A 25,122-nucleotide genomic window follows, 5' to 3' on the forward strand; every position below is an offset into this window, starting at 1 on the left:
AGGCTCAAAGCAAGATGTCTGCCAACGCGCACAAAAAAGCCGGGCGATGCCCGGCTTGATTGCTCTGGATCAATCAGAGCAGCGTCTTGAGCCAATGGGGCGCGCCATCACAGCTAGGCATGGCAAGCCCTTGGGCGCCATCTACTGGAATTGCGCGGGCGAATGCCCAGGGTGCGCGCGCCGCCAGGGCCCGACAATCGCCATCCGGGACGATAGGCAGAGTCGGGTTGTACAGCTGTGCCTGAGGCGCCATCAAAACCAACAAACCGGCCTGAGCCACCCGAACGCAGAGCTCCAGATCCACTGGAGCCATTTGGCTCAAACCGCCCAACGCTTCGACGACCTCCTTGCGCACCATCAGGCCATCGGCGCTGACGGCATGGCAGCCACGCACTACCCCTAGACTCAACGTGCCGTTCGACTCGCCAAGCTCACGCCCCAACCAGCTGGCATGCACACGCTGCCCCTCCAGCAGTTCGTACCCGGCATGGCTCACACAGCCATCACCGTCATGCATCTGGCAACCGACTACGCCAACCTCCGGCCGCTGAGCCTGATTGAGCAAGCCTTCGATCCAACCTGGGTTGGACACCTGGCTGCGGTCACTCATCAGCACCAGGTACTCGCCCCGTGCTTGCCCCGCCGCCAGATCGAGCCGCTCTGCCAGATTCGCGGATGGGCAGGCCAGCATCCGCACCTTGGCTCCCAGATTGGCTTGCTGACCCAGCTCACCATGAGTAACTACCAACACCTCATAACGCGGATAGCGCGTGCGCTGTTGTATGCTCGCCAAGCTGGTAGCCAGTTGCTGCATGTCCTCGCCCGCCGCCAGCAGGATGCTCACCAAAGGCGTGCCCGGGTGACGGAACTCGATTTGCAGTTGCCCAAGCTCATCGGCAGACACCTGCGCGCGATAGCCCAGCTGAGCCAGGTGACGGTCCAGGGTGACGCTGGCTTGCGCCAACATTGTGTCACGGCGATTGAGCCCAACCGCCAGGTACTCGTCGACATGCGCGAGCCCGCCCAACCCATTGTGTTCGACCAGGCGCAGAAGCAGGTCGAACTCCAGGGCCTGCGGGCATGCAGCGCTGAAACCACCCACATTCAGGGCCGCCTCTCGGCGGATCAACCAGTGTGGCGCCATCAAGTCCGGGCGGCTGCGCAGCAGATCGATATCGGCAGAAGGCCGCTGGACCACGAACAGCCGTCCATCACTGTCACGTTGCACATCATTCCCGCAGACGGCCGTGCAGGTATTTTCCTGAGACAGTTCCAGTTGCAGGCGAAGCAGACCACTGCCGGCCAGCTCATCACCGGCCTGCAGCAGCAGCACCCACTCACTGGGTAATTGCGCCAGTGCCTGATTGAGATGGGTGACGACATTGTCCGCTGTCACTTTGATGAAATGCAGCGTGTCACGAGCCGTGGTGATAGCCGGCAGGGCACCGGCTTTGAGCACGACAATGCGCATATCGCGCAGGCCGCTTTGCGCCACGCTGTCAAACGTCTGCTGCAGGGCTTCGTTGTCATCATCGAGGTCCAGCACCATCAGTGCGATGCCGATCTTGCGGGCACCATCGAGCCGTTTGAACACACGCTTGCGGTCGTCGGCGCTCAACGTCGCCTCGGCCAGCGTCTGCATGACCTGACCGGAAGGCGTTCGCGCCAGACGGTCGCTGAGCGCCGGGGCGGCCACTTCCTGCAGGCGCTGCAACCATTGTTCGAGCTCGCCACGCGCCTGCTCATCCTCGTCGGTCAATACCGCCAGCAATTGCCGGCAGACCTGCGGTGCAAAAAGATTGATCCCCAGCGCCTGCCAGTACCGCCCACGTAGCGTCTGCTGGTTGTCATTGGCATGACGCACGAGCAGTTCATGCTGGCGCACCCAGGCACCTTCCACCGCCCTGACCTGCGCCTGGCCGGCAGGCCACGCATGCAGCAGGAATTCGATGGCCGTCAGCTGGGTGAACAATCTTGCAGAGTAGTAAGGCAGTTCGACCCACTGCCGGGCCTCGAAGCTGCGCTGAGGCTCTTGGATGACGCTGGTCCAGGGCGAGGTGAACAGCAGCGGCTCCTCTACCGCGCCAGCACCGGTCAGGGCGAACTGGCGCACAATGGCAAAGCCTTCATCATCATCGAAAACCGCTTGGGCTTGCTCGTCCCACTGGCGCAGCTTACGCACAGCTGGCAGCAAACTGTCAGGGTCCAACTGCTGTTGCTGGCATTCGCTGACTACCAGCGTATGTTCCAGCACCTCAAGGTCAGCCTGGCGCAGCAAAGCAAAAGACAGCCCCAGCAGCCAGTGCTCATCAGCCATGCGTAACGCAGCTTCGGCCTGGGCGCGGCGCAGGGCCTGCACCCGCAGCAGCGCACGCCAAGGCTGCAGGCCGCTGAGCGCGTGTTCCAGAACCCTTTCCCGTGCATCACGTCCGGGCTGACGGTGGGCTGTCAGACCTTGCCGGTGGTAAGCGACCATAGCGTTGCCAGGGCGCATGCCCAATACGTAGCCCTGAACACCTTGGCTTTCTGGGTGCTCACACAGCCAGTCGCGAGCAACTTGCAAGCCGTGCGGCAAGAGAAAGTCACTGTCTTTGGCCAGCACCACGAAGGGGGTTCCCAGGGTCGCCAGGACACTGGCCAGCGCTTGGTGCGCCTGCTCGCCGGTCGCCGTCTCAAGCACCGCCAGCTTGCATCCCAGGCTTTTCACATAGGCGCTGGCCCGAGCGCGATAATCCAGGTCGCCACTGCCCAGCAGCAACACCGTGATATCGCCCAGCGCCAAGGTATTGTCGGTTGTGTGTCCAGTCATAATGCACCCGGTAATCAAATTCAGTTCTGCCACCGCCGCTGCCGGAGCCAGGCGCAGGCGCTTAGTCGGCCAGCCAGGCGTTGGCCCAGTGTTGAAGGTGTCGCTCGGTCAGTACGTAGTCGCGCAGTACCACTTCACGCAAAGCATCACCCTGCTGGTAGCTGGCCTGCGGGTCAGACAGGTGCATGCGTATCGCCTCCAGCCAATGCTGCGCATCATTGCCAGCCACCCGGGTACACGGCAGGTATCCTGCATACGCCTTGGTATCCGAGCAGATCACGGGGAAACCACAGGCCCCGTACTCCAGCAAGCGCAGGTTGCTTTTACAATCGTTGAACAGGTTCTGCTCAAGCGGTGCCAGCGCCAGGTCGAGGTTGAGGCTGGCAAGCTTCTGCGGATACAGCGCCATAGGGATACCCTGATGGAATTCTTTGACGTACGGCAGCAATGCATCTGGGCACATGCCAAAAAATACCCAGTCCACCTCATCGGCCAGCGTCTTCACCACATCCTGGAGCAACTCCAGGTCGCCTCTGTGGCTGGTTCCCCCCGCCCAGCCCACCCGCGGTCGGGCCGTGGTCTGGCGCTCGCTGGCAAGCCCTGCCCAGAGCCGAGCGGCCAACATGTTGGGGACTACGCGGATATCGTGATGAAGGCTCGACAAAGCGTCGGCCAACGGCTCGGTGGACACCACCACTCGGTCGCACAACGAGATGCCGCGGGCGACCAGTTCACGAATGTCCCCGGCAATATTGCGCGAGTGATCGTTGCGCTTGGGCACATCGATGATGTAGTCGTCGATCTCATAGATATGCCTGGCACTGGAAGCACGCACCAGGCGCTGCATTTCATCGACCGAGCTCTTTTTGCTGCGGTACTGGAAGATGACGACGTCGGGCTTTTCGCGCTCGAGCTGGATCAGCTCCGGCATGGAGTAATCCTGACGTCCTTGTATCCAGCCGGCGCTCTCCAGGCCCAGGAACGGTTGAGAGACACGGTAGTGACCCACCGCAGAAGAGTTGACCGGTAACGCCAGCACCGACGGCAACACACGCTTGATGAAAGGATCCCACCCTTGGCGCAGCCCAGGCTCCAGGGTGAAGCTTGCCATCTTCAGGCTGAGATTGCGGTTGTAGGCAGGGTCACGGGCCAGCTTGGCAAGCCAGCGCTCATGCAACACTGCCTGGTCGTGCGCCCTCAGGGCGCGTATGTCATGCGCACCTGGGTGACCATCGCTGGCCGCCGCCATGCAAGCCAGCAAGGCGTTGGGCGTCCACACCAACAGATAACCTTGCTCTCCCAGCCGTAGGCAGATGTCCACATTCTGAAAGCCGCCCTGCAATCGGTCGACGTCGAACCCACCGAGGCTTTCGAACAGTTCCCGCCGCAGCAACAGGCAGTCCAGGCTCAAGGCGCTCCAGTTCTGCACCGCCTGCAGGCGGTGCATGTAACCACTGCTATCAGCGGGCATTCCCACGAACGGGCTGCCAGCTTCGCCATGCAGCGACAGCACCAGCCCGGCACCGACCACCGTGCCGTTTGCGCTACACAGTTTCGGGCCAACCGCGCCAACTTCCGGACGCCGGGCTTGGGCCACAAGCTCAGCGAGCCAACCCGCGTCGAAGGCCACGCAGGTGCTATCGAGCATCAGCAGATACTCGCCGCGCGCCAAGCCGCTGGCCTCGTTCAACTGGGCCACCTTGCTGGTTTGAGCAACTTCGATCACCCGCAACTGCTCGCTGCCAAGGCTGCGCATTGCCTCAAGCCACTGGCGCAGCTCTGTCGGCACGCTTGGCGCAGCAATCAACAGCACTTCGAAGTTGCCGTAGGCGGTGTGTTCGAACAATGACTCGACGCAACGCCTGGCCACCTGAAGGTTGTCGCCAACAGTGACGAGAATCGAGACCGAGGCAGAACCTGCGTGCTGGTAAGCCACGCGGCAGAGGGCAAGCCCGTCAGCGCAAACGACATCAGCTGCCACGCCCAGCCGTTGCAAGTGGGCGTCAGTCACCCGAGGTGCCTGCAGGACGCAGCGCGGGTCCCTCAACCAATCGTCGAAACGCCATGCGCAATGAACCAGTACCTCATCAACATGTTCGACCACCTGAAGGCCATGCTGCTCCGCGAGCCGCCACAGCAGATCATGGGGAGCCAGCAGCCCGAAGTCAGCGTTGAGCCCCCCTACCTGCTGCAATGCATCGCATTTGAATGCGAGCACGCGCCCCACATAGGGCATGCTGCGCATCAGGTCGAGGTTGAAGTCGGGCTTGAACAATGGTGTGGATTCGCTCAGCGCGTCCTGACTGTCTTCGTCCATGTACAGGCACACACGGTCGCGCACCACCATGCGTTCGGCCATGATCGCCAGCGCATGGGGGACCAAGCGGTCACCGGCACGCAAAAGCAGCACCCAGTCAACGCCCTCAGCCTGCTGAAGGCGAGCTTGCAGCGTCGCCATGCCATCGCTTTGCGATTGCAGAAATTCCACACCCGCCTCGTCTGCGCCCAATGCCTGCGTCGGCCCTACCACCCAGCAAGTGGCAGCTGGATAGGATTGCGCGTTCAGGCTTTCGAGCGTCATGCGCAGCGCCGATGCCTGGCCTTCATCGGCCCAGACTACCGGCACTATCCTGGGCTGCGAGGGCCATTGCCCAAAGCGCTTGGGCAACAGCTTCAGCTGCGCGTCCGAGAGTACGCGGCACTCCAGCCACTGGCTGTAGACCTGCTCCAGAGACAGGCAATCACTGCCTACCTGCTGTTGTGTACGGGCCCACTGCAAAGCCCCTAAGCCATTTAGGTCATACTCCTGCCATTGCGCACTGGCATCGTCGACGTAGTCGCAGAAAGGCAGATACCTGACCCAGCCTTTGGCCGGAGCAGCTTCGCTGGTGCGCTCACCGAGCATTGCCTTGATCCAGTCGGTTTCGATCGGGAACGCCAAGGTCATGCTGGGTTGGTGGCTCAATCGTGCCGGGTGCAGCCGCTCCAGGCAGAGGAAACGGTCGAGGTGCCCCAGGTTTCCCCGGCGTAGCAGGCAGATGTACAGTGCCAGGTCCAAGCGTGCCGCAAAGCCTTGGCCCTCCATGACCAGCGCGGGCAGAAACTCCTCCACCAACGAGCGCCGCATCAACGCACCGCTCAGGCCACCGAACAGATTGGGTGCCTGCAACTCCAGGGCATCGAGCAAATCGGTCCCTTTCACCACGGCATCGTCCGGACACATCACCATGTTGAGCATCCGTGAAGGCAGCAATGCATCGTCGGCGGCACACAGCAATCGCTGGCAGATTGACAGGCTCACGTCCGGGTGGCTGTTCATCGCTGCGGCCTGCAGGCTCACGCACTCGGTGAACAACAGGTCGTCATCGCAAAGAAACTTGATCAGCGCGCCGCGCGAAAGCTCAAGACACACCAGCAGATTGCGGGCAAATCCTAGTGTCTGTGGGTTGCGCTGGTAGCGGATCGGTCTGCCGGTTTCGGCCATTACCTCGTCAACGATAAGCTTTATCGCATCGCCACGACTGTCATCACAGACCAGAACTTCGAAGTGCGGGTAATCCTGGTTGACCGCGCTCATCAAGGCATTGCGCAGAAAATCAGGATTGAATGCCGCAATGGCGATACTGACCAGAGCCGATGGGTTCACGTTGAGGTACCTTGGGGAACGCGCTCACGCATTACCGGCAGGCAATGCGTGAGTGGATATAACGAGGGGGCTGTCAGATGTAGTTGACCAGCGAGAGGCCGGCAACTTTTGCATAAGCCTGTAAAGACGCTTGCAGCATGTTGGTCTGCATCTGCAACCGCAGCATCACCTCGGCCGGATCGCTCTCGCGAATCGAGCTCTGGGTCTTGGTGTTCTCGGTGTTCAGCGCATCGTTGGTTTCAGCCTGCACATCCAACGCCTGGCCCCGGCCACCAATGGCGCTGATCGAGGACGATACCTGGTTGCTGGCACTCACGATGTTGCCAATGGCCGAATCGACCGATGCCAGAAAATTCTGTCGGGCCACCGGGTCGTTGTCCACCGGCGTACTCAACGCTGTACGCAGTTGACTGATGGTGTCGAGCACGTTCTGGGTCTGATGCGTGTCGACCTTGACCCCGAACGAATCGCCCGCAGCCGGCACCCCGGACAGCTCGAAGCTGACACCCGCCGCGGAAGCCGTGGTACCGCTCGGCCCTCCCAAGGTGCCTGAAGCCACTGGGCGGCTGCTGTCGGTGATCGGCGCGGCATACAGCTCGAAGGTGTTGGTACCAGTGAATTTCAGCACTGCACCACCGGTAGGGAATGCAGCCTTGTAGGCAGCTTGGTCGGTGATGGTCGCGCTGGTGACTTGCTCGCTGGAGCTGTTGCCAGGGCTGCGGGTACCGGATACCTGATCAGCCTTGGAACTGAGCGTGAAGGTATGCCCAGCAATGGCGGCATCCTCGTTGCCTTTGTCTGCATCCTTGAAGGTGATGTCCAGGCGCATGTCAACGCCGCGGAAGCTGATGGTGGTGTTGTCGCCCTTGGGGTCGAACTTACCGCCCTGGCTGGCTTCCAGGGTCACATCATTACCGCTGGCGTCGGTGATCTTGTACTGGGTGCTGCTGGTGAACTCGATGCTGTAAGGCTCACCGCTGCGGAAGCGGTCGTTGTAGGTCGAGCTACCCGACACCTGGCCGTTGGACAGGCTCACACGGCCGTCATCGATCGCTGGCGAAACCAGCTTGGTTTCGCTGCGGCTGGTATTGAGCGCCTGCTCGAATGCATCGTAACCGGTTTCGTTGGCAGCCAGGCTGAGCATGTCGCCCACCTGCAGGTTCAGCTTGCTCTGGTCACCCTGGTAACTGTAGGTGCCATCGGCATTGCGCACATACGGCTGGGTATCACCCTTGGAGCCGGAGAAAATATACTTGCCATTCTCATCCTTGCTATTCATCAGGGTGAACAGCTGGTCTTGCAGCGACGCCAGCTCGTCGGCATTGGCCTTGCGGTCGGAGTCGGTGAACGTACCGTTGCCCGAGCTCACCGCCAGTTCGTTGACACGCTGCAGGATGGTGCTGATGGAGTTGAGCGTGCTTTCAGCGGTGCCCAGTGAGTTGCGCACGCTGGTGATGTTACCCGAGTACTGTTTGAGCATGTTCTGCTGCTGCTCCAGCTGCAACAGGCGCGCAGCCCCCACCGGATCATCCTTGGCCGAGCGAACGCGGATGCCATCACTGGCCTCCTGCTGGCTCTTCACCGATTTGGCGAAGTTGTTCTGGTAGTTGGCCTGGTTGGTGTTATAGAACTGTGCGGTAGAGATGCGTACGCTCACGATCTAGGGCTCCTCAAAGACTGTTGATCAGGGTGGCGAAAGTTTCCTGGGCCGCCTTGATGATCTGCGACGACGCGGTGTAGTACTGCTGGAACTTGATCAAATTGCCAGTTTCTTCGTCGATCGACACGCCCGACAGGTTGTCGCGGGCATCCTTGGCCGACTTCTGCAGCGCCGTCGTGGCATCGCTGTCCATCTGCGCCTGGCCGGCCTTGCCACCCACGTTGGAGACCAGCTTGGCGTAGGCATCTGTGAAACTGATGCCCTTGCCATTGGCACCCACCTCGACGGTGGATTTGGTCTGCAGGTCGATCACCGACTGGCTGTTGCGGTTGTCCGCCGAGCCTGCGCCGGTCAACGCCACGGTATAGCTATCGCCATCCTTGGGAGCACCGGAAACGCTCATCTCGAAGGTGAAGTTGCTGCCCAGCGAATTGCCGTCGCCATCGACCATCGGCACCGAGAGCTGCAGCTTGTTGTCCTGGCCGGGGATGATCGTACCGCTACCGATACTGTTGCCCTTGGCGTCGTACATCGTGTACGCCTGCGGCGAGGTGCTGTCATCGCCGAACACCAGCTTCACCGGGGTCGAGTATTTAAGGCCTGTCTGCAGCTGCGAACGTTGCGCGGAATCGTAGATGTCCAGTTCCGAGGTCAGCGTCGGCTGGGTGATCACGCCAGTGCCTCTGTTGCCCGAACCGCTGGTTGCCGTCAGGGGCGCGGCCAAGGCCAGGCGCTTGGGATCGGTCAGCACGGTGTCGATGCCGGCTGCGGCATTGCGTGTCGGGGTGATCTTGAAGCTGTCACCGGCGCTCAGGGCGCCACCGTTGAGCGCCAGGCTGAACCCATCGATCACCGGTGCAGGATCGTCGTCAAGGCTGTAGCTGCCCATGTCGGTGCCATCTGGCAGCTTGCGCACGGTGTATTGCTTGTCGCTGGTGAAGGTCACCTGGTAATCGCTGGTGGTGAGCTTGCCGGTGTCCTTGATGGTCACATCGAGGTTGCCAGAGCCTGCGCTGTTGCCAGACCGGGCGATGCTGCGCTGGGCAATGGCCGCGGCGCTGTTGATATCGCTGAACAGGGTGGCACCGAAGTCACCGTTCTTGTCGATGCCTTGGGCCAACTGACTGTTGATGGCATCTGCCACCACCAACGCCACGCGGCCAAGCTCATTGAGCGCGGGGTCGAGCGTTTCCTTGCGATAGCGGATCAGGCCGCCCAGCTCGCCACCGGTGGTGCTGTTGGTGATGTCCATCTTGGTCGAGCCACGATTGAGGATCAGGCTCATGCGGGTTGGGTCGCTGGCGCTAGGCTCGACACCGATCGTTTGCGTGGTATTGCCCAGTACCAGGGCCTGGCCGTTCTTCAGGTAGACGTCGTAATTGCCGTTCTTTTGCTCGACCACATCGGCACCGATCAACGACGACAACTCGCGTACCGCGCCATCGCGCTGGTCGAGCAGGTCGTTGGGCTGGCCGTTGATGGCAGTCATCTTGGAGATCTGAGCGTTGAGGTCGGCAATCGACTTGGTCAGGGCGTTGACCTTGTCGGCGATCGACGCCATGTTGGCGTTGATATCGCTGTTCTGCTGGTTGAACTGCGCCGAGAGGGTATTGAAACGCTTGGCCAACGACTGCGCACTGGTCAACAGCAGCTGACGCGATGCGTCCTCGGTCGGTTTGGCGGCAGCATCCTGCATGGCGCTGAAAAAGCTCTGCAAGGCAGCTGTGATACCGGTGTCACTGCTCGAGAGGGCAGTATCGAGCGGGGTGATCTGGCTCAGGTACGAAGAGGCGTCGCTGCTCAGCGAGGTGGTGGTACGCAACTGGTTCTCAAGGAACGCGTTGTAAACCCGGCGTACGTCGGCCAGCGTAGTGCCAGAGCCGATGAACACCTGGCCGACCTGCTGGGCGCCTTTGGTCTTCTGCACGTTCTGCTGGCGCGAGTAACTATCGACATCGGCGTTGGCAATGTTGTTACCCAGGGTATACATCCCCGACTGTGCGGCGCCAAGCCCCGACATACCAATGTTGATCAGACTCGCCATGGTTCCATGCCCTTAAAGTTTCGTTGTGGTACCGAGCGTTGCGTATTGCTCGTACGACTTCATCTGTCTTGCGATCTGCGAGATCTTGCTGGCGTAGTTCGGGTCGGTGGCGTACCCGGCCTTTTGCAGCTCCCGCACGAACTGTTCTGGGTTATCGGCTGACTTCACCGCATCTTGATAGCGTGAATTGTTCTGCAACAGACTTACCAGGTCGTGGAAGCTGTCCTGGTAAGAGTCATAGGAACGGAACGCCGCCGTCTCCTTGACGAACTGACCGTCTCGGAATTCGCTGGTGATCGCCCGCGCCGAATCGCCTTCCCAGTTACCACTGGCCTTGATACCGAACAGGTTGTGGCTGCTGCTGCCGTCACTGTTGCGCATGACCGACTTGCCCCAGCCGGTTTCCAGGGCGGCTTGAGCCACCAGGTAGCGCGGGTCGACACCGATGCGCTTGGCAGCCTGCTCGGCCATCGGCAGCATGGTGGCGACGAATTCGTCGCTGCCTGCGAAGGCCTTCTTCGGTGCCAGCGGCGGCTGCGCCACCGCGCGGCCGGTAATGCGCAGGCCGTTGTCGGGAATGGCGATAGCGGTAGCCACTTGCTGCCCGTCACGGGCCGGCACGGCTGCCGTATTGGTGGTCGCGGCCGGGCCGGTGGCCGAAGGCACGATACCGGCCAGCAGGCGGTCGGTGAGCTTGCCCGGCAGCGCCAGGCGCCGGGCATTGAGCGCGGCGACGTCATTACGCGTGGCAGCGGCCTGGGTGGCGTGCACAGGTTCGGCCACCTTGTTGCCCCACAGCGCAGGCGCACTGCCCTCGATACGTGGGAACGGGCTGGTGTTGACCGGCGTGCTCTTGTTCTTCGACAGCTGGCGCACCAGCACGTCTTGCAAACCGATGCCGCCACCCTCGCGGGACATGCTCACGGCCAACTGCTGGTCGTACATGTCACGGTACTGCTTGACCGTCTCGCTGTTCATCGGGTTGTCGTCGGCCAGCACATCGCTGGCCTTGCGCGAGGCCTTGAGCATCTCGCTGATAAACAGCGACTCGAACTCCTGAGCCACCTTGCGCACGTTGGCATCGCTGTCGCGGTCACCGTGCTTGAGCGAGCTCAGGCGGTTCAGGTCGGTGTAGGCACCGCTGTCGGCGTGGCTGGAGACGAGGCTTTTCGAGTTCATCGGCGGCGTCCTCAGATCACGATCAGGTCGGCCTGCAAGGCGCCGGCCTGCTTCAAGGCTTCGAGGATGGCCATCAGATCGCTGGGCGCTGCGCCCACCTGGTTCACCGCACGGACGATTTCATCCAGGGTGGTCCCAGGGCCGAACTTGAACATCGGCTTGGCTTCCTGCTGGGCATTGACCCGCGAGCGCGGCACCACTGCCGTCTGGCCATTGGAGAACGGCCCCGGCTGGCTGACGATCGGGTCTTCGGTAATGGTCACGGTCAGGCTGCCGTGGGTTACCGCCGCTGGCGAGACCTTGACGTTCTGGCCGATGACGATGGTACCGGTACGCGAGTTGATGATGACCTTGGCCACGGCCTGGCCAGGGTCGATCTCCAGGTTCTCGAGGATCGACAGGTAGTCCACGCGCTGGCTTGGGTCCATGGGCGCACTGACCCGTACCGAGCCGCCGTCCACGGCCTGGGCCACACCTGGGCCGAGCAGTTCGTTGACCTTGTCGACGATGCGCTTGGCTGTTGTGAAGTCGGGGCGGTTGAGGTTCAGGGTCAGGCTGTTGCCTTGGTTGAAGCCGCTAGGCACCGCGCGCTCGACCGATGCTCCGCCAGGAATGCGGCCGGCCGACGGAACGTTGACGGTGATCTTGGAGCCATCACGGCCTTCGGCATCGAAGCCGCCGACCACCAGGTTGCCCTGGGCGATGGCGTAGACATTGCCGTCGATACCTTTGAGCGGCGTCATCAGCAGGCTGCCGCCACGCAGGCTCTTGGAGTTACCGATCGATGATACGGTGATGTCCACCAACTGCCCCGGCTTGGCAAATGCCGGCAGGTCGGCATGCACCGACACGGCGGCGACGTTCTTGAGCTGCACGTTGCCCGAACCTGCCGGCACCTTGATGCCGAACTGCGACAGCATGTTGTTGAAGGTCTGCAAGGTGAAGGGGGTCTGGGTGGTCTGGTCACCCGTGCCATTGAGCCCCACCACCAGGCCGTAACCGATCAACTGGTTGGAGCGCACACCAGAGATGCTGGCGATGTCCTTCAGGCGCTCGGCATGGGCACCGAACGCACAGGACAGAAGCAGGGTCGCGGCAATCAGCTGCCTTAGGTTGAACATGTTCATCCGTACTCAGAAGGGCCAAAGCGGGCTCATGAAGAAGCGGTCCAGCCAACCGGGCTGGCTGGCATCGGCGAAGGAGCCTGTGCCGGAATAGGTAATGCGCGCGTCGGCCACACGGGTGGACGGCACGGTGTTATCGGTGGCGATATCGTCGGCACGGATAAGCCCGGCGATACGCACCAACTCCTCGCCGGTGTTGAGCGTCATCCACTTCTCGCCGCGCACGGCGATGATGCCGTTAGGGAGCACTTCAGCCACGGTGACCGTGATCGAGCCGGTCAGGGTGTTGCCTTGGGTGGCCTTGCTGTCGCCTTTGGTGGTGCGGTCCCCGCTGTACCCGGCCGACAGCGACAGGTCGCCGCCGCCGAACGGATTGTTGGTATTGGGGTTGGCCCCGAACAGCGAGGTCAAGCCCAGGTCGGCCTTGCTGTTTTTCTGAATCTGCGACCCTGCGTTCTTGCTCGCCGAAGTGCGCTCGTTGAGGGTGATGGTGATGATGTCACCCACACGGAACGCCTTGCGGTCGGTGTACAGGCTCTGCTCGAAACCGGCCTGGTAGATCGAACCGTTGTTGGCAGCCGCCGGCAGCGGGGTGCGCGGCAGAACCGGCGCATAGTACGGGTCGTTCGGCTTAGGCGTCGGCGCGACGCAACCAGCCAACACCACCGCCCCCCCCAGGGCGAACACAGACAACAGACGCTTCATGACACATACCTCACGGTGTAACGGGAGTAGAACCTGCACTTAGGCTTGCAGCGACCGCGCTTTAGAGCTGTTGCGTGACGAACGACAGCATCTGGTCAGCGGTGGAGATGACCTTGGAGTTCATCTCGTAGGCACGCTGGGTGGTGATCATGTTCACCAGCTCTTCAACGGTGCTGACGTTGGAGTTCTCCAGTGTCTGCTGCAAGGTGGTGCCAAAGCCATTGAGGCCTGGTGTGCCGACCTGCGGCGCGCCACTGGCAGCGGTTTCCAGGAACAGGTTGTCGCCGATGGCTTGCAGGCCAGCGGGGTTGATGAAGTCGGCTGTCTGGATATTGCCGATCACCTGCGCTGCGGGGTTACCGGCAGTGGTGATGGACACGGTGCCGTCCTGGCCGACGGTGAAGGTCTGGGCATCGTTGGGCACCACCACCGCAGGCTCCAGAGCGAAGCCCTGGGCAGTGACGATCTGGCCATCGGAGTTGAGATGGAAAGTACCGTCACGGGTATAGGAGACAGTGCCATCGGGCTGCAACACCTGGAAGAAGCCACGGCCATTGACCGCCATGTCCAGCGGGTTTTCGGTGGTTTGCAGGCTGCCTGTCTGGAAGTTTTTCTGGGTGCCGACGATGCGCACACCGGTACCTACCTGCAGGCCCGATGGCAGCTCGCTGTCCTGGGTCGACTGCGCGCCAGGCTGACGCTTGATCTGGTACAACAGGTCGGCGAATTCGGCGCGATCGCGTTTGAAGCCTGTGGTCGAAACGTTGGCCAGGTTGTTGGAAATAACGGTCAGGTTGGTGTCCTGGGCGGACAGGCCGGTTTTAGCGACCCAAAGAGCCGGAAGCATCAGTATTCTCCTCGTGCGCCTGTTTTACGGCACCCGTTCACAGTTGGTTAGCCGATTTGCAAAACACGCGCCATGGCTTCATCGCCTTCCTTGGCCGCGTTCATCATTTTCACGTGCAGCTCGAATTGGCGGGACAGCGCCAGCACCGACGTCATTTCTTCGACGGCATTGACGTTGCTGCCTTCCAGAAAGCCCGACACCACCCGCACATTGACGTCGGCAGCCGCCGGTTGGCCGCTCTGGGTGTGAATCAAGCCATCCAGACCTTTGGTCATGGTTTTGATGTCCGGGTTGACCAGCTTGATACGGTCGACTTCGGCCATCACCCGCGGGCCTTCACCCATCGAGCGGATGCTGAGGGTGCCATCGGCACCGACCTCGACTTTCTGCTCTGGTGGAATGGCGATAGGGCCACCGTTGCCGATCACCGGCATGCCATTGCCAGCTCGCAGCACGCCAAGGGCATCGATGTTCAGGCTGCCGGTGCGCACGTAAGCTTCGCTGCCATCGGGCGCCTGCACGGCGATAAAGCCCTGGCCGCTCACCGCCACGTCCAGGTCACGCCCGGTCTCGACCATCGGCCCTTCGCTGAAGTCGGTAGCCGGGCGCTCGGTCATGGCAAATGCCCGCGACGGAAAGCTGTCACCGAACACCGGCATGGAGCGTGCCTGTTCCAGATCACGCTGAAAGCCATTGGTGGAAACGTTCGCCAGGTTGTTGGCGTGGGCCTTTTGCGCCAGCGCGTTCTGGCTGGCGCCGGTCATGGCCACGTAAAGCATCTTGTCCACAGTCATCCTCCGCTGCACTGACGATCGATTGCCGCTCGCCGCTGCTGTGCAGGCTTTAAAGCAAGTTCCGAACCAACTTTTCGAATTCATGAAAAAGCCCGTATTCACGGGCTTATTCAGGGTTTGCCAGCTGCCTGCCGCCGGTTATCCGGCGCCGGTTTGCCGATAGCGGCAACGCCTTACGGTTCGCGGCAACCGCCGTTGCTGTAAGGGCCGGCGAATTTTTTCCAGCCCTGCCCCGGCGGCCATTGCGAACACACCAGCCGCCCGTCCGCCTGGCTTTCCCAACGCCACCAAGGCGCGGTGCCGGCGTGGGCCTGATACAGGTAGAAGGCGGCGAGCAACAGGATGGCCAGCTTGTTCATGGGTGCTCCAGATCGCCGGGGCCGCTCGACGGCCCCAGCGCGTCATCATCAGGTCATCTGGATGATGGTCTGCATGATGGTGCTTTCGGTAGAGATGGTCTTGGCGTTTGCCTGGTAGTTGCTCTGCGCCTTGATCAACTCGACCAGTTCTTGCGTCAGGTTGACGTTGGAGGCTTCCAGCGAGTTGGACTCAACGCTGCCCAGGGTGCCGGTTTTCGGCGAATCGATGCCCGGAATGCCCGAGGAATAGGTTTCCGTCCAACGGGTGCCACCGATTTGCTGCAGGCCCTGGTCATTGGCGAAGCTGGCCAGCGCCACCTGGCCAATGGCCCGGGATTGCTGGTTGCTGAAACTGGCGAACAGCACACCCGTGGAGTCGATGCTCAGGCTGGAGAGAATGCCGGTGGCGTAGCCGTCCTGGGACTGCGACATGCGCGCGGTCTCGGTATTGTACGAGGTGGTGCTGTTCATCGACAGACGCATGCCAGTGGTGTTCTCGGTGGAACCGTTGGCGATCCAGTTACCGCTGGCATCCTGAGTGGCTGGAATCCAGCCCTTGAGCGTGAAGGTGTTGTTGGTCACGCTCCACTCCGCCCCCGCCGGTAGCCCGGTGGTGTCAGTGGTCATCGAGGCCACGCTGCCATCGCTGTTGAAGCTGATGGTGCCCGTCAATGGGGTATCGGTGGTCGGGTCCATCGGGTTGCGGCCATCGATCAGGGTGTACATGGTCCACTCGTTCGTATCGGTCTTGCGATAGAACTGCTCCATGGTGTGTTCGTTGCCTTGGCTGTCGTAGACCTTGGTCGAGAACGACTTGCTGTACGAGGTTTCGTCGGTTGGGTCGAAGACGATCTCACCTGCGACCGGCGGCGTGGAAGGCAGCGGGATGGATTTGGCCGACGAGTTCAGGTTGATACCCTGGTCGATCAGGCTGGTGGCCTTGGGTTGCAGGGCAGAGGTATCGATCTTGAGGTCGGTCAGCACACCCTTCTTGATCGTACCGTTGGCATCCGCCGCATAACCTTGCAGGCGCAGGCCATCGGAGGTGACGACGTAGTTGTCCTTGCTGTTCTGGAAGGCGCCGGCACGGGTGTAGACCATCGAACCGTTGTCCGACAGTACGAAGTAGCCTTGGCCCTGGATGCCCATGTCCAGCACGTTGCCGGTGTTGTTCACGTCACCCTGGGTGAACTGCTGGGAAACCGCGGCCAGGCGCACACCGTTACCGACCTGGTTCTTGCCTACGCCCAGGCGGTTGGCACCGGCGTAGACATCGGCGAACTCGGCACGGGACGATTTGAAACCTGTGGTGTTGACGTTGGCGATGTTGTTGCCAGTGACGTCCAGTTGCTTGTTGGCTGCGTACAGACCGCTAAGGCCGATATTGAAAGACATGCTGTTGCTCCTTGTGCCGTTCTGGCCTTAGATACCGATGGTTTGTACGTCAGCGAGGGAAACCTTGCCGACGCCAGCGAGGTTGAGCACCATCTCGCCTGTGGTGTTGAAGCTGACGCTGGTGACCTTGGCCGGCAGCAGGGTATTCATCTGCACCGACTGACCGTCGACGGTGGTGCTGGCGGTGAAGGTGTAGGTGCCCGGATCGACCTTTTCACCGCTGGCGTTGGTGCCATCCCAGATGAAGTCGGCGTAGCCGGCTTTCTGCTCGCCCACCTCGATGGTCTTGACGGTGTTGCCGTCCTTGTCTTTGACGGTGATCTTCGCCCCATCGATGGCCTGGGGTACGACGAACTGGCCATTGAAGCTATCGGCGGTGTCGACCACGGCCTTGTCGTTCTGCACGATCACCGAGCGCCCGACCAGCGAAGAAGCCTGCAGGGCCTGGGACGAGGCCATGGCACTGGTGATGTTGGTAACCGATTCATTGAGCGAGGTAATGCCTTCCAGGCTGCTGAACTGTGCCAACTGGGCGACGAACTCACCGTTGTCCTGCGGGTCGAGTGGGTTCTGGTGCTGCATCTGGGTCACCAGCAGCTGCAAGAACGCGTCCTTGCCCAGCGTGCTGTTGCCCGTCTGGGAAGTTGTGTCTGTGGCGGTTTTCTTGGTGGTACCGGTGCTTACACCCGAGGCCGCCAGCACGTCATTGAGGTTGACACCGGTGGTCGAAGTATCGATGGCCATCGTCGCGATTCCTTATCACTGACCCAGGGTCAGAACCTTCTGCATCATGTTCTTGGCGGTGTTCATCAGCTCGGCGTTGGTCTGGAACGCGCGGCTGGCCGAGATCATGTCAGCCATTTCTTCCACCACATTGACGTTGGGGTAGTAGACGTAGCCGTCCTTGTTCGCCGCCGGGTGGTTAGGCTCGTAACGCGCCTCCAGGTTGCTCTGGTCTTCGACGATGCCCTTGACCTGCACGCCCTGCCCCGCCTCGCCCTGATCCTCGAACAGCGACTGGCTGGTGCCGTTCTGTGCGTTCTGGAAGGTGGTGGCAAATACCGGGTGGCGAGCACGGTAGGTCTGGTCGATGCTCGAGGACACGGTTTCGGCGTTGGCGATGTTCGAGGCGACGGTGTTGAGGCGAGTGTTCTGCGCGCTCATGCCGCTGCCGGCGATGTTGAAAACACTGGAAAGGGACATGAATTACTCTCCGCGCAGGGCCGACACCAGCCCTTTGAATTTACTGTTGAGCAGGGTGAAGCTGGCCTGGAACCCGATGGCGTTTTCGGTGTAGTTCGATTGCTCGATCTGGGCATCCACGGTGTTCTGGTCCACCGAGGGCTGAGTTGGCACGCGGTACTGCAAGCTGTCGTCAGCCATTGCCAGCCCTTGGGCCTCGATATGCCGGCTATTGGTACGGTCCATGGCAAAGCGCCCGCTTTGCTGCTTCTGACTCTCGGCGGCAAGCACCGAAGAGAAGTCCAAGTCACGCGCCTTGTAGTTGGGTGTGTCGGCGTTGGCGATGTTGTTGGCCAACACTTCGGCACGCTGGGCGCGAAAACCCAGGGCTTTTTCGTGAATGCCAAGCGCCTTGTCGAAACTGATGCTCATAATCGGGTAAACCTTCGAAGGTTGGCCGGAATTTCGTTGAGCAAGTCATAGCAAGGGTTGTGCCAAAGACCTCAAACTGCGCAAACACTGGGCTGCGGTGTATTCAGCTGCTGGCCCGATGCCAGAAAAGCGGCAAAGTGCTTCCGCTTGGCGAGGGAAAAGCGGCAATTGAGGGGTGGCAAAAGCGGCAAATCAAAAATTTGACGTCAAACCGCAACGCCACGATTCGCGGGTTGAACCGCGAGAGGGCAGGCATGGGCAAATAAAAAAAGCCGGCAATTTGCATTGCCGGCCATCGCACTCACTTGGCCTGGTAGATGATACCGGGGCTGCACTGGACCATCTGGTAATGGTCTGGCAACCCGTTCAGCGCCTCCGAGGCACCTAGGAATAGATACCCCCCAGGCTTTAGGGTGCTGTGGATGCGCATCAGGATGTCCTTCTTCACCTGCGCCGAGAAGTAGATCAGCACATTACGACAGAACACGATATCGAACTTGCCCAGGCTCGCGTAACTGTCGAGCAGGTTGAAAGCGCGGAACTCGACTCGGCTACGGATGGCCGGCTTGACCGCCCACCGGCCGGGCCCTTTAGTGTCGAAATAACGCTGCAAGCGCTCCTGGGACAACCCACGAGCGATTGCCAGGCTATCGTACTCACCGCTTTTGCAATTGGTCAGCATCGAACCGGAAAGGTCGGTGGCGACAACCTGCGCCCCCATCTTCAACTGGCCAAGGTTACTGCGCTCGAATTCGTCGATCGCCATCGAGATCGAATACGGCTCCTGCCCCGACGAACAGGCCGCCGACCACATGCGCAGACGCTGGCCGGGGTTGTTCTTGATGAACTCGGGTATGACCTTGTTCTTCAGCACTTCGAACGGGTAGGTATCGCGAAACCACAGGGTCTCGTTGGTGGTCATCGCATCCACCACCTGCTCACGCAGGCCGCCGCGCGGCTGGGTCTGAATGCGCTGCACCAGCTCGCCGAGGCTCTTGATACCCTGTTGCTCCATCAGCTTGTTGAGACGGCTGGAAACCAGGTACTGCTTATTCTCCCCCAGCAGGATGCCACAGGCTTTTTCCAGGAATACCCTGAACTGTTCGAATTCCAAATTACCCGTAGACACTACTGCCGCCTCTTTTCAATCACTGGTGCCGGGGGGCTGCCCCCGGCTGCTTCAATGCGTTGCCTTGATTCGGTCGACCACGCGCTGGGCCAGGTCATCCGGCCTGAATTTGGCGAGGAAATCATCGGCACCGACTTTCTTGACCATCGCCTGGTTGAATACCCCGGACAGCGAAGTATGCAGGCAGATGTGCAATTTTTGCATACGCGGATCGCTACGGATCTCTGCGGTAAGCGTATAGCCGTCCATTTCCGGCATTTCAATGTCGGAAATCATCATCAGAAACTCTTCTTCCGGCCGCTTGCCCTCCTCCACCAGCTTGCGCAGGTAATCCAGGGCCTGACGACCATCGTTGAGTGCAACCACCTCCACCCCCACCGTCTGCAGGCAGCGGCTGACCTGCTTGCGCGCCACCGACGAATCGTCGACGGTAAGCACGCGCAACAAAGTGGCCTTGTCCTGCACCTCGGCATCGACCACACCGGCAGACACCGATTCGGACGACGGTGCCACCTCGGCCAGCACCTTCTCCACGTCGATGATTTCGACCATGCGGTTGTCGACCCGGGTAACGGCCGTCAGGTAATGGTCGCGCCCAGTGCCCTTGGGTGGTGGATGGATCTCTTCCCAGTTCATGTTGACGATACGCTCGACCGAATGAACCAGAAACCCTTGGGTCTTGGTGTTGTACTCGGTGATGATCACGAAACTGTTGCGCGTGTCTTCCTGCAAGCCTGGCAAGCCGGTCGCCATCGACAAATCGAGGATCGGGATGGTCGCCCCGCGAATGTTGGCCACACCTCGCACAACTCGGTGAGACTTGGGCAACAGGGTCAGCTCAGGGCATTGCAGCACCTCGCGGACCTTGAACACGTTGATGCCGTAAAGCTGCGCTCCATTGAGACGGAACAGCAGCAATTCCAGGCGATTCTGCCCAACCAGCTGCGTACGCTGGTTGACTGAATCCATTACCCCCGCCATGCCTGACTCCTTATGCTTTCTGCCTTTTTGGTGCCACTTGCTCAGCAAGTCGGCACGGGCTTTGCTTTTTTGAGCGTCATGTACACGAAAACGACAAATTTCCGACGACTGACGCACCTGCTGAGCGGCTTGCTCGCCACGCTATGCCTGCTGGCACCTGGCGCTCGCACACTGGCGGACGCGGTTACCTTGCCTGAACAGCTTATCGGTGTCACCCAAGGGTTTCTTGAATTCAGTGTCGAGGACTATCTGGCGACCACGCAAACCCCAGGGCGCTACGAAATTCAGGTCAACCCGCTCGACCCGCGCCTACGCATGCCCCTGTGCAGTCAGCAACTGGACGCGTCGCTGGAAAGCCCTGCACAACCGCTGGGGCGGGTGACCGTGCGGGTGCGCTGCAACGGCAGCGCGCCCTGGACCATCTTCGTACCGGCAACGGTGAAGCTATTTCGCGAGGTGGTGGTGGTCACTCGGCCACTCAAACGTGACAACGTGGTCGGCGAGAACGATGTCGCGTTGCGCGAGCGCGATGTCGGCACGCTGAACCAGGGTTTTCTCACCGAACTGGATCAGGCGGTGGGCATGAAAATGCTACGCCCCACAGTGCTCGACCAGGTACTCACGCCGCAGCACCTTGAACAGGCTGAGGTGGTGCGCAAGGGCGATCATGTCGTGATTACCGCGCGCAGTGGCTCGCTGAGCGTGCGCATGCCCGGCGAAGCGCTGGCCAAAGGTGGTGAAGGCGAGCAGATCCGCGTGCGCAACCTCAATTCGCAGCGGGTGGTCAAAGCCCGGGTGACCGGCCCAGGCCACGTCGAGGTCGCCATGTAGATTACGCTGGCAGTGCGCTGCGGCTTTTCCTAAACTGTGCGCAAACGGGTTCGCGGGCTTGCTGACAGGCGGCTACGCATTAATGCCTAAAGTTTATTTCGGGTTGGCCGAAAACAAGGCAAGCGTCCAAATACCCAGAGGTTTGCGATCATGGCCATCGACTTAAGTCGTTTGAACAACTCTCCGTCCATCACGGGTGGCGTTCGTGGCAACGCCACGTCCGGCAACGCCGAAAAAACCGGCGAAGCCAAAGAAGCGCCCAAAGGCGCCAGCGCCAGCGGAGAAGCGGTACACCTCAGCCAAGAGGCCCAGCAGTTGCAACAGGTCAGCGACAAGCTGCGCGACCAGCCCGTCGTCAACAGTGCCCGCGTGGCGCAGTTGAAGCAGGCCATCGCAGACGGCAGCTACCAGGTCGACGCCGGCCGTGTCGCCAGCAAACTGCTCGATTTCGAAGCCCAGCGCTGACCGTTCGTCGCGCTGACTTCACGGACGCTATGTAAAGCCAAAGAGTTAGCCATGCACGACATCACTTTGCTGCAACTGATCGAAGACGACATCGCACCGACCCAGGAACTGCTCGACCTGCTCCAGCAGGAGTCGATCGCCCTGCACGGCCGCGACATGGCTCCGCTGGAGGGTATCCTGGCGCGCAAGCAGTCGCTGATCGTTCTGCTCGAGCAGCAAGGCATGCGTCGCAACAACCTGCTCACCAGCCTTGGCCTTAGTGCCAACCGTGCCGGTGTGCAGGCACTGGCCGCTCAGTCGGACAACGGCGAGCTGATCATGCAGCAGCTCGAAGTGCTGAACCAGTTGATGACGGCGTGCCAGAAGGTCAACGAGACCAACGGCCGGATGATTCAAGTGCAACAACACGTCACGGCCAACCAGATCAATATCCTTCAGGGCGGTGAAGCGCCATCGCTCTACGACAGCCGTGGCACCACCTCCCCACTAGCCAAGCCCCGGGCGCTCAGCCAGGTGTGATTATTTCTATCAAGGCACGGAACATACTGGCAAAATGCCGTTACTTGCGTGTGTCGTTTTTGCCTGGAGATTGATAACCCGTGTTCAATGAAGCCGATGCCCCGCAACCGCCAAAGGTGCTGAACACGCCCTTGGAGATCGCGGCCAACCTGCGCCTACTACAAGAAAGCCACGATCCGCTGATCATCACCTTCCACGAGCGCAGCCAGCGGTTCCAGAGTTACGTGGTGCACGTAGACCGTGACAGCAATGCGCTGGCCCTGGATGAAATGATTCCGCGCGATGGCGAAAAATTCATCGAGAACGGCGAAGCGTTCCGCATCGAAGGCTTCCACGACGGTGTGCGCATCGCCTGGGAATGCGACCAGCAGTTGAAAATCAGTGAGGTCGATGGTCATCGCTGCTACCGCGGTGCGATGCCCGAAGAAATGACCTACCACCAGCGCCGCAACGCATTCCGTGCAGCGCTCAAGCTGTCGCAGTTGGTCGACATCATTCTCGATGGCAGCTACCTCAAGGGTAACGGTGCCTTGCGCGGCAAGCTGCTGGATATTTCGGCCACCGGCTGCAAGCTGCGCTTCGACGGTAACGTCGAGGACCGCCTGCAACTGGGCCAAGTGTACGAACGCTTCAAGGCCAGCAACCCGCTAGGCCTGGTTGATACCATGGTGGAACTGCGCCATCTGCACTTCGAAGAGCGGATCAACACCACCTTTGCTGGCGTGCGCTTTCATAACCTCACAGGTCAAGCCCAGCGCAAGGTCGAAAGTTTCGTCTACCAGTTACAGCGTGAGGCTCGGCGTTTCGATAAAGACGATTATTGAACCGAGCCGCACTCGCCGAACGCCACCCACCGGGTGGCGTTTTCGTTTGCCGATTGGCGTAGGGTTTCCCCATTACGCGTGATTGACCGACTTCCTACTGTAGAGCGCCCTAAGCCTGCAACAGGCGCATCAGGAACGAGGCCTAGCATGATTCAATCGACATTCACCGCTGAACTGCATTGCCACTATGGCCGTATCGGGGTAGTTGAAACCCCCATCTGGGTGCACCCAACGCTCTCTTTGGACGTCGATGGCTGGCTGTGCACAGAGCACCACTTGCGGGGCACCTCCAGCTTCAAGCCCATACGCTTCGAGTTCGCCTTCGTGGAAAAAGGACGTAACCGCATCTACTACAAGATCAAATGCGACACTTCCTGGGAGTACCAAGACGCAAGGCTCGCCAAAAACGGCAATGGCTGGCTGGGCCTTTACGGCACTCACGTGTTGGGCAGGTTATTGGACTTGCCCCACGATCTGTTTTCGCAGTCGCGCAACAAATGGAAGATCGAATTGCTGCAACCCTGGGACGGTGATGTGGCAAGCGCCGAGCATATCGATTTCCACCTGCGCGACTTGCAGGGCCACAGGGTGTCAGTTGTGCCCTATAGGCACGTCAGCAACAAGGACAGTGACAATCTGCGTTTGTGGTTTCTCAATGCCGGCGACAAACAGGGCGAAGTGCTGACGCTGCAGCTGCGCAATATAGAGCTCAAGCACTAGTGACCTTGCCGCCTGCCAGCAATCAGGCACGGGGCCTGCTTGCTGGCAGTTCGATTACAATGGCCGCTCGACGTGCCCCGGCGCCGCTTCTACCCCCGCCTTTTCCTCTTCTTCGGTATCCTCAGCCGCAACTGGGGTCTGCATCACGTCCTGTACGGTCTGCTCATCCACACGGGGGTCAAGGGCCGCCGACAGTGGCGAGCCGGCCGCTGGCATGGCCACGTGCCCCAGTGGAGCATCCTGCACCTGGTGCAGCCCGGTAACGGCTTTTGGCCGGATGCGCCAGACCAGCACCAGGGCGAAGAATGCGAAGAATGCGTAGAGCATCTGCGCCCCGAATACTTTCATCAGAACACCCGCCGCCAAGGGCCCGATACAGGCACCCACGCCATAGGTGACCAGCAGCATGGCCGTCAACGAAACCCGCCGCTCGCTCTCGACATGGTCATTGGAGAACGCCACCGCCAGCGGGTACAGGCAAAATTGCAGGAGGGAAATCACGAAGCCAATGCCGAACAGCACCTCAAGCGGCACGCTGGGCAACAGCGCGAGCGGCGCCGACGCCACTGCCAAACCCACTGCGACGCTACGAATCAGCACAGCACGGTCATACCGGTCGGACAGCCAGCCAAGCGGCCACTGCACCAGCAGCCCGGCAAAGATGCAGCAACCCATGAACAGACCAATCTGTTCGGTCGACATGCCTTGACTGGACGCGTACAGCGGCGCCAAGCCATAGAACGAGCCGACGATCAGGCCCGAACCCAGTACCGTACTGAGCGACTGCGGTACCCGCTTGATGAAGAACTTTGGTTCCATCGGTGCCGGGCGCAGCGGCGCTGGGTGGATGCGCCGGGTCATCGCTACCGGCACCAGGCACAAGGCGAAGCACATGGCTACCAGCATCAGCAGCTCAGGGCCAAGTTGCGGGTGTACCACCAGAATCAGCTGGCCAAGCACAAGGCCAAGGTAGGAGGCGATCATGTAGCCGCTGAACACCGCACCCCGATGCTTGGCGTCGGCCTGCTCATTGAGCCAGCTTTCGATGACCATGTACTGGCACATCATGCCCAGGCCGACGATCATCCTCAGCCCGACCCATACCGGCAGCCAGCTGGTCAGGCCATGGCCGAGCACCGCCGCACCGACGATGCCGGCGCACGTGGCATAGGCTCGAATGTGCCCAACCCTACCGATAAGCCGGTGGCCGACCTTGCCGCCTACCGCCAGACCAAAGTAGTTGGCTGCCATCAACGCACCTACCCACAGGCTATCGACATGCTCGGCCGCCAGGCGCAGCGCCAGGTAAGTGCTCAGCAGGCCGGAGCCGATCAGCATCATCAAGGCGGCAAAATACAGCGACTGAAAGGGCTTCCAGATGTTTCGCATACGTCCCGTCGAACTCCCTGGTCAGGTGGCGTTGGCTTGCCGCAAGCATAAAAGCAAAACGGCCGTAATGCAGTCCTGCGCCAGCCAA

At 60.8% G+C, this 25,122-nt stretch carries 22 protein-coding genes; 5 read left to right on the plus strand and 17 right to left on the minus strand.

Annotated features, from left to right (window positions below; all coding sequences use genetic code 11):
- Positions 1–73: 73 nt before the first annotated feature.
- From HU725_RS16045 to HU725_RS16120, 16 genes are all read right to left on the minus strand, one after another.
- Positions 74–2,809 (minus strand): glycosyltransferase family protein, encoded by a 2,736-nt coding sequence (locus HU725_RS16045; protein WP_186478797.1) that lies wholly within the window; start codon positions 2,807–2,809, stop codon positions 74–76.
- A 61-nt stretch (positions 2,810–2,870) separates the two neighbouring features.
- Positions 2,871–6,455 carry a glycosyltransferase gene (locus HU725_RS16050; RefSeq protein ID WP_186478796.1) on the minus strand — a complete coding sequence of 1,195 codons (3,585 nt, stop codon included), beginning with the start codon at positions 6,453–6,455 and terminating at the stop codon, positions 2,871–2,873.
- A 73-nt stretch (positions 6,456–6,528) separates the two neighbouring features.
- Positions 6,529–8,112, minus strand: a complete 1,584-nt coding sequence (locus HU725_RS16055; protein ID WP_186478795.1) for a flagellar hook-associated protein 3 — start codon at positions 8,110–8,112, stop codon at positions 6,529–6,531.
- A gap of 13 nt (positions 8,113–8,125) precedes the next feature.
- On the minus strand, positions 8,126–10,159 hold the full coding sequence (gene flgK, locus HU725_RS16060) for a flagellar hook-associated protein FlgK (protein ID WP_060476941.1): 2,034 nt from the start codon (positions 10,157–10,159) through the stop codon (positions 8,126–8,128).
- A gap of 12 nt (positions 10,160–10,171) precedes the next feature.
- Positions 10,172–11,338 (minus strand): flagellar assembly peptidoglycan hydrolase FlgJ, encoded by a 1,167-nt coding sequence (gene flgJ, locus HU725_RS16065; protein ID WP_186478794.1) that lies wholly within the window; start codon positions 11,336–11,338, stop codon positions 10,172–10,174.
- A gap of 11 nt (positions 11,339–11,349) precedes the next feature.
- Positions 11,350–12,459 carry a flagellar basal body P-ring protein FlgI gene (locus HU725_RS16070; protein ID WP_060476978.1) on the minus strand — a complete coding sequence of 370 codons (1,110 nt, stop codon included), beginning with the start codon at positions 12,457–12,459 and terminating at the stop codon, positions 11,350–11,352.
- Between the two features lie 12 nt (positions 12,460–12,471).
- Entirely contained in the window at positions 12,472–13,167 is a 696-nt protein-coding gene (gene flgH / locus HU725_RS16075; protein ID WP_060476943.1) for a flagellar basal body L-ring protein FlgH, read from the minus strand.
- A gap of 61 nt (positions 13,168–13,228) precedes the next feature.
- Entirely contained in the window at positions 13,229–14,014 is a 786-nt protein-coding gene (gene flgG, locus HU725_RS16080) for a flagellar basal-body rod protein FlgG (protein ID WP_060476944.1), read from the minus strand.
- A 47-nt stretch (positions 14,015–14,061) separates the two neighbouring features.
- Positions 14,062–14,802: a flagellar basal body rod protein FlgF gene (locus HU725_RS16085; protein ID WP_060476945.1), complete on the minus strand. Its 741-nt coding sequence runs from the start codon at positions 14,800–14,802 to the stop codon at positions 14,062–14,064.
- Positions 14,803–14,981: 179 nt separating this feature from the next.
- Positions 14,982–15,167 (minus strand): hypothetical protein, encoded by a 186-nt coding sequence (locus HU725_RS16090; protein ID WP_060476946.1) that lies wholly within the window; start codon positions 15,165–15,167, stop codon positions 14,982–14,984.
- A 48-nt stretch (positions 15,168–15,215) separates the two neighbouring features.
- The gene (gene flgE / locus HU725_RS16095; protein WP_186478793.1) at positions 15,216–16,562 is read right to left on the minus strand and encodes a flagellar hook protein FlgE; all 1,347 of its coding nucleotides are present in this window, start codon (positions 16,560–16,562) and stop codon (positions 15,216–15,218) included.
- A 27-nt stretch (positions 16,563–16,589) separates the two neighbouring features.
- The gene (gene flgD / locus HU725_RS16100) at positions 16,590–17,306 is read right to left on the minus strand and encodes a flagellar hook assembly protein FlgD (RefSeq protein ID WP_060476948.1); all 717 of its coding nucleotides are present in this window, start codon (positions 17,304–17,306) and stop codon (positions 16,590–16,592) included.
- A 15-nt stretch (positions 17,307–17,321) separates the two neighbouring features.
- Entirely contained in the window at positions 17,322–17,765 is a 444-nt protein-coding gene (gene flgC, locus HU725_RS16105; RefSeq protein WP_060476949.1) for a flagellar basal body rod protein FlgC, read from the minus strand.
- 3 nt (positions 17,766–17,768) lie between these two features.
- Complete coding sequence (gene flgB, locus HU725_RS16110) at positions 17,769–18,176, minus strand: flagellar basal body rod protein FlgB (protein WP_060476950.1); 408 nt, start codon at positions 18,174–18,176, stop codon at positions 17,769–17,771.
- A 301-nt stretch (positions 18,177–18,477) separates the two neighbouring features.
- On the minus strand, positions 18,478–19,305 hold the full coding sequence (cheR, locus tag HU725_RS16115) for a protein-glutamate O-methyltransferase CheR (RefSeq protein ID WP_186478792.1): 828 nt from the start codon (positions 19,303–19,305) through the stop codon (positions 18,478–18,480).
- 51 nt (positions 19,306–19,356) lie between these two features.
- Entirely contained in the window at positions 19,357–20,286 is a 930-nt protein-coding gene (locus HU725_RS16120; RefSeq protein ID WP_186478791.1) for a chemotaxis protein CheV, read from the minus strand.
- 78 nt (positions 20,287–20,364) lie between these two features.
- On the opposite strand from HU725_RS16120, the gene flgA reads away from it, so the two are divergent.
- The 5 genes from flgA (at position 20,365) to HU725_RS16145 (ending at position 23,645) form a co-directional block, all read left to right on the plus strand.
- Entirely contained in the window at positions 20,365–21,117 is a 753-nt protein-coding gene (gene flgA / locus HU725_RS16125; protein ID WP_060476979.1) for a flagellar basal body P-ring formation chaperone FlgA, read from the plus strand.
- Positions 21,118–21,267: 150 nt separating this feature from the next.
- A complete protein-coding gene (gene flgM, locus HU725_RS16130; protein WP_060476953.1) occupies positions 21,268–21,582 on the plus strand; it encodes a flagellar biosynthesis anti-sigma factor FlgM in 315 nt (104 codons plus the stop codon).
- Between the two features lie 51 nt (positions 21,583–21,633).
- Positions 21,634–22,101: a flagella synthesis protein FlgN gene (locus HU725_RS16135; protein WP_060476954.1), complete on the plus strand. Its 468-nt coding sequence runs from the start codon at positions 21,634–21,636 to the stop codon at positions 22,099–22,101.
- A gap of 80 nt (positions 22,102–22,181) precedes the next feature.
- Positions 22,182–22,925 (plus strand): flagellar brake protein, encoded by a 744-nt coding sequence (locus HU725_RS16140; protein WP_060476955.1) that lies wholly within the window; start codon positions 22,182–22,184, stop codon positions 22,923–22,925.
- Positions 22,926–23,072: 147 nt separating this feature from the next.
- A complete protein-coding gene (locus HU725_RS16145; protein WP_060476956.1) occupies positions 23,073–23,645 on the plus strand; it encodes a hypothetical protein in 573 nt (190 codons plus the stop codon).
- A 54-nt stretch (positions 23,646–23,699) separates the two neighbouring features.
- On the opposite strand, the gene HU725_RS16150 is transcribed toward HU725_RS16145, so the two are convergent.
- Positions 23,700–25,034, minus strand: a complete 1,335-nt coding sequence (locus HU725_RS16150) for an MFS transporter (RefSeq protein WP_186478790.1) — start codon at positions 25,032–25,034, stop codon at positions 23,700–23,702.
- Between the last annotated feature and the right edge of the window lie 88 nt (positions 25,035–25,122).

It is taken from the genome of Pseudomonas promysalinigenes, assembly GCF_014269025.2.
Taxonomy (GTDB): domain Bacteria; phylum Pseudomonadota; class Gammaproteobacteria; order Pseudomonadales; family Pseudomonadaceae; genus Aquipseudomonas; species Aquipseudomonas promysalinigenes.

Bases quoted from the DNA above. Each gene is read 5' to 3' on its own strand.
- HU725_RS16045 (WP_186478797.1), bottom strand. From the start codon at position 2,809: ATGACTGGACACACAACCGACAATACCTTGGCGCTGGGCGATATCACG.
- flgK (WP_060476941.1), bottom strand. From the start codon at position 10,159: ATGGCGAGTCTGATCAACATTGGTATGTCGGGGCTTGGCGCCGCACAG.
- flgJ (WP_186478794.1), bottom strand. From the start codon at position 11,338: ATGAACTCGAAAAGCCTCGTCTCCAGCCACGCCGACAGCGGTGCCTAC.
- HU725_RS16070 (WP_060476978.1), bottom strand. From the start codon at position 12,459: ATGTTCAACCTAAGGCAGCTGATTGCCGCGACCCTGCTTCTGTCCTGT.
- flgH (WP_060476943.1), bottom strand. From the start codon at position 13,167: ATGAAGCGTCTGTTGTCTGTGTTCGCCCTGGGGGGGGCGGTGGTGTTG.
- flgG (WP_060476944.1), bottom strand. From the start codon at position 14,014: ATGCTTCCGGCTCTTTGGGTCGCTAAAACCGGCCTGTCCGCCCAGGAC.
- HU725_RS16090 (WP_060476946.1), bottom strand. From the start codon at position 15,167: ATGAACAAGCTGGCCATCCTGTTGCTCGCCGCCTTCTACCTGTATCAG.
- flgE (WP_186478793.1), bottom strand. From the start codon at position 16,562: ATGTCTTTCAATATCGGCCTTAGCGGTCTGTACGCAGCCAACAAGCAA.
- flgD (WP_060476948.1), bottom strand. From the start codon at position 17,306: ATGGCCATCGATACTTCGACCACCGGTGTCAACCTCAATGACGTGCTG.
- flgC (WP_060476949.1), bottom strand. From the start codon at position 17,765: ATGTCCCTTTCCAGTGTTTTCAACATCGCCGGCAGCGGCATGAGCGCG.
- flgB (WP_060476950.1), bottom strand. From the start codon at position 18,176: ATGAGCATCAGTTTCGACAAGGCGCTTGGCATTCACGAAAAAGCCCTG.
- HU725_RS16120 (WP_186478791.1), bottom strand. From the start codon at position 20,286: ATGGCGGGGGTAATGGATTCAGTCAACCAGCGTACGCAGCTGGTTGGG.
- flgA (WP_060476979.1), top strand. From the start codon at position 20,365: ATGTACACGAAAACGACAAATTTCCGACGACTGACGCACCTGCTGAGC.
- flgM (WP_060476953.1), top strand. From the start codon at position 21,268: ATGGCCATCGACTTAAGTCGTTTGAACAACTCTCCGTCCATCACGGGT.
- HU725_RS16135 (WP_060476954.1), top strand. From the start codon at position 21,634: ATGCACGACATCACTTTGCTGCAACTGATCGAAGACGACATCGCACCG.
- HU725_RS16145 (WP_060476956.1), top strand. From the start codon at position 23,073: ATGATTCAATCGACATTCACCGCTGAACTGCATTGCCACTATGGCCGT.
- HU725_RS16150 (WP_186478790.1), bottom strand. From the start codon at position 25,034: ATGCGAAACATCTGGAAGCCCTTTCAGTCGCTGTATTTTGCCGCCTTG.